Origin of the sequence: Moraxella sp. K127 (genome assembly GCF_015223095.1) — a bacterium.
Taxonomy (GTDB): Bacteria; Pseudomonadota; Gammaproteobacteria; order Pseudomonadales; family Moraxellaceae; genus Moraxella.
In genome coordinates this window covers 1-7435 of the sequence record NZ_JADFBZ010000079.1, presented here as the reverse complement: position 1 = coordinate 7435, position 7435 = coordinate 1, and the positions used below count along the sequence as shown (strand labels likewise).

The following is a 7435-nucleotide window of genomic DNA, read 5'->3' as shown; positions in this document are numbered from 1 at the left end:
AATGTTATTCATGAATGCGTTTGTCAAAAGGGCGATTTTGGCGAATAACGGCATAGCTGATGGTGAGTAATTTGCGCATGATGGCGATAATAATTTGTTTTTTGGTTTTGCCTTTTTGTTCCATGCGTTTGACGAACTTTTGAAAGGCGGGATATCGACCAAAGCTGACTATGACGGCGGGCATAAAAAGGGCTGAACGTAGTTCTTTTTGTCCACTAAATCCAATGGAAGACTGCTTGTGAATACTAATGCCTGATTGATGATGACGAGGGGCAAGCCCAGCATAGCTTGCTAGATGTTTGGCACTTTGAAATAATGAACCATCTCCAATGGCAACCAGTAGATGTGGCAGTGTCTTTTTGCCAATTCCAGGTATTGTGGCAAGTAGGCTGGCACGGTGATTTAGCTCGGGCGTGCAATTGATGAGTTGCCAAATTTGATGATCGAGCTGTGTGATGCTGTCGCTCCAATGACGAATGTTGTCATCAGTATACGATTTCACATAAATAGACAGAGCTTCCTGTCGAGTGCGTTCTTTGATGAGTTGCCGTTTGTGGTGTTCACGTTGTTTTAGAAGGGCAGTCAGTTTTATTTCGTTGTCTGATTTAGGCTGCCATAAAGGTGGATTTTCTTTTGCACCATAGCGTGCCAAGAGAATGGCATCCTGCTTATCTGTCTTGGTGCGTATGCCTAGGCTTTTGGCGTATGCATGAATATATAAGGGGTTGACAATACTTACCTTATGATGATGAGAGATTGCCCAATGAGCTAATTTTTCCCAATAAGCCCCCGTTGCCTCAATAATCAAATGTAAGGTAGATGTGTTATAATGATGTGCTTGAATCCACAATGTTAGCTCTATAAAACCCTGTTGGTTATTTGTGAATGTACAGTTTTGCCAAGTGTTATGGGTAATAAAGCAGGCATCAAATGTGTTTTTGGCGATATCAATCCCAATGTAAGTTTTAGACATGGTAGTATAAAGCACCAAACTAGTTTGGTAAAGGAGTTATCTCAACCTAGCTTGCGGGTTTTGCTCCCAGGATACCAAGCGAGTTTTCCCCAATATTATTGCACAATGCATGAATTATAGAGGATTTGATCTATAAATGCAAATTTAACGGTAATTGTTCTATGACCATAAAAAAGAATTCTGCTAAAAAATATCCCGATTGGCTCACTCATGACTATCAGCTAAGGCTTGACTGGTATGGTCTGGGGTTGGCACTTATTTTTGTACTGCTCCCTAATGCGCTGTTTTTGCTTGGGGCGTATTTGACAGGCATTGCTCGTCCGCTTATCAATGTGGACTATCTGCCAGTCTGTGTGCTATGGGCATTACCCTATCGTGTGGCAAAGTGGTTGGGGGTGTTTGCCTTTATTATTGTGGCTCTCATTGATGCGATGATGATGGCGATGCAACTGTTTCCTTTTTTGGATATGGCTGCTGCCATCTCGCTTGCCCCATTTTTGGTCAATGCCCCTGCTCGCTATATGCTACTGGCAGGGCTTGTGGTGGTCTGTATGGTAATCATACCTGTCGCCATGATTTATTTATCAAAAAAATGGTTTGTCAAAAAATCATCGTTTGTGCTGGTGCTGTTTTGGGCGGTTATCGGTGGATTGGCATACCATAAATTTAATGAGTATAGATACGCCACTCATGCTCAGGCGGAGCGGTTTGCCCAATCAGACTTTTTTTATATTCACAGCCAGTATAAGCGATATCAGTGGATGGTAGGTAGTGAGTTTGCGGAGCATTTTGGTAAAATACCAGAGATGATGCCAACTGACATCGCCTACATCTCCCATCATCTTGGGGTAGATAAACAAGGTGTTACCATTCCTATTAGCCGTCCTATTGCAACTGCCGAAAACAGCGATAAGGTAACAGGCGATAAGGGTGTGGATATCGGTGATGTACCACGCAACTTGCCAAACAAGATGCTGTTTGTCGTGGCGGAGTCATGGGGTGTGGCACGAGACAGCGAGGCTCAAAAAGACATATTGGCAGGACTGTACGACCGTAGCGAGCATTTTGAGTTTGTGGATACGGGGTATTTTGGGTTTTCGGGGGCGACCGTAGAGGGAGAGCTCAGAGAGCTGTGTCAGCTTGATGTGGAGGGTGGCTATGGGTTTAGGAAGTTGGATGATACGCCCTTTGAGGGTTGCCTACCCCAACGCCTATCTGCACAAGGTTATCAGACAGTGGGTATGCACGCAGGGTTTAGTGGTATCTATGAGCGTGATATTTTATACCGTCATATGGGTTTTAAGAAGTTGGTTTTTGCCGAGCAGTACAATGACCGTAAGCATTGTTCGCCTTTTAATGGTATCTGTGATAGTGAGTTGTTTGATGTGGTAGAGCAGGAATTTGCTACCAATGATAAGCTATTTTATTATTGGCTAACACTAACCAGTCATTCGCCGTTTGCCGAAAAAGACATGGTAAATCCTAGATTTGATTGTGATAAATATGGCATCCCTAAGGGGGATATTTGTAACAATTTTCGTCTAAACGCTCAGTATTTTGATGGGCTTGGGGAGTTACTGGCCAAGCCGAGTATGAAAGGCGTGGAGGTGATTGTGGTGGGCGATCATATGCCACCGATTATCAGTAGACAACCTATTCACCCCTATATCCAATGGCAAGATGTATCATGGGTACATCTCAAAGTCAAAGAATGATGAACCAAAAAATCCCCAGATGGGGATTTTTTTATCCTCCGTTGCTGTAAAACCACCGCCTAAAGTCGGTGGATATAAGGCAACTCCGCAATCATGAAATGGGTTTTTCACCAAATTTGGCAACAAATGTGTAATTCTCATCAAGAGCGATATAAGCTCCATTATATTTTGCCATCAGACTAATGATATAGACTTTACCGTATTTGGATTCGATGTCTTGTAAGGCTTGGGTGTCGTCATCGCTTATGGCTAAGGTTTTGCGTGTGGCGATGTCCGTGCTTTGGATAACATCTGGCATGGCATGAAGGGTGGTGTAGGGCTTATCTTTGTTGATAGGGTGATAGATGGCGATGGGTAATTTGCCAAGTTTGCCATAGGCGGATAAATCACCCAACTCAAAATCTGCCAGCTCACGATGACCGATGACCGAGGCGGTACTGTTAGGATAGACAATGACAGCAGAGGGTTTTTCTTGGTATAATGTATAAGTACCATAAATCAATGCCCCAAGCTGTACCGCTCCAATGATGACAAAGTCAGAGATGATTTCTTTTTTGGATTTGGCAGGATTATACACCAAAAAAGACAGCAGAGGCCCTAGTACTACGTCCACCAAAAACACCAAAGTGAGACCCTGCACTGCCCCTGCCATCGTAAAATAAAAATCAGGGTAGGCAAAAAACCACACCCACGCCAATAACAGTAAAAAGATAGTCAGGCAAACAAGAAAATGAATAAAACTGGCTTTTGCTTTGGCTTTGACGAGAGAAGCGAATGGTTTCATGGTGTATTAAGTTGGTACGAAAATTGCTTTAATTATATCAAATATTATTTTATTTGTGAAACTGCCATGAAAAACAACCCAACATTACAACAAGCTGGATTTGCGCTCATTGAGCTGATGATTGTGGTGGCAATCATCGGGACGTTGGCGGCGATTGCCCTGCCCATGTATCAAGACTACATCGCCAAAGCTCAGGTGAACCGTGTACATTATGAGATCAATGCGGCACGTACCATCATTGACTCCATTTTGTCAGATGGGAGATTGCCAACATTAGATCCAGATGTTGCAAAAAGTGATGATGATTATGAGTATATCGGCATGACCGAAGACCCTGCATCCAACTTGGTGTATATTGCCAGTATTGATGTCAATGGAGGTAGGTTTAATAAACTAACCGCCGAATTTGGTAAGCAGTCTTATAAGGCACTAACAGGGTCAAAAATATCTATGGTGCGTAGTGCAGACGGACAGTGGTCATGCATGTTAGAAGAAAGATCAGCTGGTTGGAAAGATAAATATACGCCAATATCGTGCAGAGAGCCATAAACAAATAAAACCACTCATCACGAGTGGTTTTATTTTGGGTTATTTAGAATGCACAATCAAAACAACACACGCACCTTAATGGTCTGGGGAATGGCACGCAGACGTTCTAGGGCTTTGGCAGAGTCGTTGTCGTCCACGTCCATGACCAGATAGCCGACATCGCCACGAGTCATCATTGACTGGGCGGTGATGTTGATGCCAGCGTCCGCAAAGGAGGCGTTGACCTGCGAGAGTACACCAGGGACGTTTTGGTGAATGTGTAGCAGGCGGTGGCTCTTGTCCGTGAATGGAATGGAGACGTTGGGGAAGTTTACGCTACTTGTCGTGTCGCCCATGTCAGAGTAGCGGACGAATTTGTCAGCGACTTCTAAGCCGATGTTGGCTTGGGCTTCTTGGGTAGAACCGCCGACATGAGGGGTGAGAATGACGTTCTCAAAGGCACGAAGGGGCGAGATAAACTCTTCATCAGCCGATTTTGGCTCTTTGGGGAACACGTCAATGGCAGCCCCGAGCAGTTTGCCACTCTCCAAGGCGGCAGCTAAGTCGTCAATATTCACACACCCGCCACGAGCAGCGTTGATAAAGAACGAGCCGTCTTTCATCTTGCCAAATTCACGAGCGGTCATCATATTACGGGTGCTAGGCAGGTCAGGGACGTGTAGAGTTACCACGTCAGCTTTTTCTAGGAGTTCATCAAAACTGCCCACTTGCACGGCATTACCCAGTGGCAGTTTGGTTAGTACGTCATGATAGATGACTTTCATGCCCAGTCCTTCGCACAGGACGGACAGCTGTGAGCCGATAGAGCCATAGCCCACGATACCCATGGTCTTGCCACGCACTTCATAGCTGTCTTTGGCAGATTTGTTCCAGCCGCCACGATGGACGACCGCATTTTTCTCAGGAATGCCACGCATGAGCATGATGGTCTCAGCAAGCACCAGCTCGGCGACTGAGCGAGTGTTTGAGTAGGGGGCGTTAAAGACGGGAATGCCCAGCTCTAAGGCGGCGTCCAAATCCACTTGGTTGGTACCGATACAAAAACAGCCGATACAGATGAGTTTTTCGGCGGATTCTAGCACCTTGCGAGTGAGTTGGGTGCGTGAGCGGATACCGATGAAATGGGTGTCTTTGATTTTTTCGATGAGTTCATCTTCATCAAGGGCGGTCTTGATGTATTCGATGTTGGTATAGCCAGCTTCGTTTAGCACTTTTAGGGCATTGTCATGCACGCCTTCTAAGAGCAAAAAGCGGATTTTGTCTTTGTTAAGGGATAAAGTCATGAAAAATCCTTACAATAAAGAGTGGTTGGCAAAGATATAGTTATACACCCATTTGGCAGATTTTGCAAAGGATTTTGGGGGTTTTTTGTAACTTAATTAGAAATAAGGTCATTGGCAACTTGACTTTTGCAAAATTTTAAAGGAAATTTAAAAAATTCTCATCATGTATGCAAATGTTGGTTATCGGTAACTTTTTGTTTTGTCCTAAAAAACCATGATACAATAACTTAAATCGGCAGCAAAATGAAATTTTAGTTGTCAAATTTTGAACATGTGCTATAATTTGCCACTTTTAAATTTTTAATAAGTTTACATTTGTTCTATTAAATTTAAAAGTGTATTGCCGTGCAAGCGGTCAAATCATTATTTATGATTACTCTTGCAAAACTGGTGTGCAATGGATGTTCATTTTTCCTTCATGGTCCATTGAACCACACGCCGAACGTCATGACCTTGTTAAACCCAAATTTTATTGATAAATTGGGTTTGGGTTTAGGGATACAGTCATCAAATTTTCATATGTGATTGATAAGATTGAGATTGTATTCATAGGTTTTTCTTTTAACCCTTATCTGAGATGGTAATCCGATATGAGCGTTCATTCTGTAAATCATGCCCCAACAGCCCCCAAAGACGGTGCAACCAACGACTACTACTTGACTCGTCAAAACCAAATGGAGTCAAATGTCCGTAGCTACCCCCGTAAACTTCCACTAGCCATTGCCAAAGCACAAGGGTGCTGGGTAACAGATGTCGAAGGCAACGAATTCCTTGACTGTTTGGCAGGGGCTGGCACGCTAGCCCTAGGACACAATCACCCTGCTACCATCAACGCCATTAAAGACGTGCTAGAAAGCGGTTTGCCACTGCATACCCTTGACATTACCACACCAATCAAAGATGCATTCACCGAAAAATTGTTGTCATTTTTTCCAAAAGATTTTGTCTTGCAGTTTTGCGGTCCAACAGGGGCTGACGGTACAGAAGCTGCCATCAAGCTTGCCAAAACCTATACAGGGCGTGATAATGTCATCGCATTCTCTGGCGGTTATCACGGCATGACGCACGGCTCGCTTGCCATGACAGGCAACCTATCCGCCAAAGAAAAAGTGGGTAATCTCATGGCGGGCGTGCAGTTTATGCCTTATCCACACGAATACCGCTGTCCGCTAGGGCTTGGCGGTGAGGCAGGCGTGGACGCTTTGACTTATTATTTTGAAAACTTCATCGAAGATGTAGAAAGTGGCGTGGTCAAGCCTGCTGCCGTTATCCTAGAAGCCATTCAGGGCGAAGGTGGTGTTGTCCCTGCTCCCAAAAAATGGCTCCAAAAGATTCGTGAAGTTACCGCCCGCCACGACATCGTGCTGATTTTGGACGAAGTGCAAGCAGGATTTGCTCGCTCTGGCAAGATGTTCGCCTTTGAACACGCCGAGATTGTCCCTGATGTGGTCGTCATGTCTAAGGCGGTGGGCGGTGGTCTGCCCCTTGCCGTGCTTGCCATTAACAAAAAATTTGATGCATGGTCGCCAGCAGGTCATACAGGTACTTTCCGTGGCAATCAGCTAGCCATGGCGGCAGGCTATAATGTCCTAGAACAAATCACCAACAACAACCTTGCCGAAAACTCACGCATTCAAGGCGAGTTTTTGCGTGATGAACTGCGTAAAGTGGCACAAGAATTCCCCTGTATCGGTCATGTGCGTGGACGTGGCTTGATGACTGGTATTGAGATTGTGGACGAGCGTAAATCCGCCGACCATATGGGGTCATACCCTGCCGACAGTGAGCTTGCGGTCGCTATCCAAAAAGCGTGCTTTGATAATAAGCTGTTGTTGGAGCGTGGTGGTCGTGGCGGTACGGTGGTGCGTTTATTGTGTCCGATTACCATTACTCGTGAAGAGTGTGAGCAGGTCATCACTCGCTTTAAAAAGGCGGTGGGCGAAGCGGTAAAAGCGGTTCGTGGCTAGGCGTTAATTGTCATTTAAAAATAAAGGCGTGCTAAATGGTACGCCTTTATTTTTGCCAAAAACTGGCTTTATGTTTATCAAAAAATTTGTTAAAATAAAAAATTTTACTTGACACTTGCTATGGAAAATCGCAAAATGAACCAACCAACCAACCAACCAACCAA

6 protein-coding genes are annotated in these 7435 nt (G+C 44.6%); 3 read left to right on the top strand and 3 right to left on the bottom strand.

The annotated features are described in order from the left end of the window. Positions 1–4 precede the first annotated feature (4 nt). Complete coding sequence (piv, locus tag IM753_RS12455) at positions 5–973, bottom strand: IS110 element transposase-like pilin switch DNA invertase Piv (RefSeq protein ID WP_065256812.1); 969 nt, start codon at positions 971–973, stop codon at positions 5–7. A gap of 161 nt (positions 974–1134) precedes the next feature. Here piv and IM753_RS13115 point away from each other — a divergent pair, with 161 nt between their 5' ends. After that, the gene (locus tag IM753_RS13115; protein WP_227713158.1) at positions 1135–2688 is read left to right on the top strand and encodes a sulfatase-like hydrolase/transferase; all 1554 of its coding nucleotides are present in this window, start codon (positions 1135–1137) and stop codon (positions 2686–2688) included. Positions 2689–2779: 91 nt separating this feature from the next. Here the strand turns inward: IM753_RS13115 and IM753_RS12445 are convergent, their stop codons facing one another. After that, positions 2780–3472, bottom strand: a complete 693-nt coding sequence (locus IM753_RS12445) for a hypothetical protein (RefSeq protein WP_065256814.1) — start codon at positions 3470–3472, stop codon at positions 2780–2782. A gap of 66 nt (positions 3473–3538) precedes the next feature. Here IM753_RS12445 and IM753_RS13105 point away from each other — a divergent pair, with 66 nt between their 5' ends. Continuing rightward, complete coding sequence (locus IM753_RS13105) at positions 3539–4021, top strand: pilin (protein WP_065256827.1); 483 nt, start codon at positions 3539–3541, stop codon at positions 4019–4021. A gap of 56 nt (positions 4022–4077) precedes the next feature. Here the strand turns inward: IM753_RS13105 and serA are convergent, their stop codons facing one another. After that, the gene (gene serA / locus IM753_RS12435) at positions 4078–5304 is read right to left on the bottom strand and encodes a phosphoglycerate dehydrogenase (RefSeq protein ID WP_194109418.1); all 1227 of its coding nucleotides are present in this window, start codon (positions 5302–5304) and stop codon (positions 4078–4080) included. A gap of 590 nt (positions 5305–5894) precedes the next feature. On the opposite strand from serA, the gene IM753_RS12430 reads away from it, so the two are divergent. After that, the gene (locus IM753_RS12430) at positions 5895–7271 is read left to right on the top strand and encodes a diaminobutyrate--2-oxoglutarate transaminase (protein ID WP_194109417.1); all 1377 of its coding nucleotides are present in this window, start codon (positions 5895–5897) and stop codon (positions 7269–7271) included. The last annotated feature ends 164 nt before the right edge of the window (positions 7272–7435 follow it).